The following is a 504-nucleotide window of genomic DNA, read 5'->3' as shown; positions in this document are numbered from 1 at the left end:
CAGGTGTTACAACACTTAAAGCTCCAAACCATTGGACAAGTTTTGTTGTTGCTAATGACAATGATAATGCACCATCAGCTACTGATTTTAGAGCATTAGATCAAAACCCTAATGCAACTCAGACACCAGGATATGTTCACTTCATCGTTAAATCTCAAACAGATAAGTACGATATTGCAACTCCAGCTGATAAAGTTGAAGTAGCAGATCCAACTAATGTAACAAAAGATGACTTAGCTAAAATCGAAAAAAAACTGAAACTTGAGTACAACAAGGACAATGACGATGCGAATATCGCAAAAAATACTCCAGTTGATAAAGATGGTAAGATTAAATCAGTCACAAACGATGGCAAAGGAAATCTTGTAGTAACATATACAGATGGTTCAACAGATACAAAACCATTGTCAGAATTTGTAACTCAAACACCAAGTACACCAGAAGAACCAACAGATGCAGATAAGAACGAGCCAAAAGCTAAGGACCAAACTGTTAAAGTTGGAG

The 504-nt window shown here is 36.3% G+C and carries 1 pseudogene; it reads left to right on the top strand.

From position 1 onward, the window contains the following. Positions 1-504 (top strand): annotated as a pseudogene (locus tag M1R56_RS10035) (hypothetical protein); the annotation flags it as partial.

The sequence above is a fragment of the Streptococcus sp. oral taxon 431 genome (genome assembly GCF_023115445.1).
GTDB lineage: Bacteria > Bacillota > Bacilli > Lactobacillales > Streptococcaceae > Streptococcus.
This window is presented reverse-complemented; position numbering and strand designations above follow the sequence as displayed.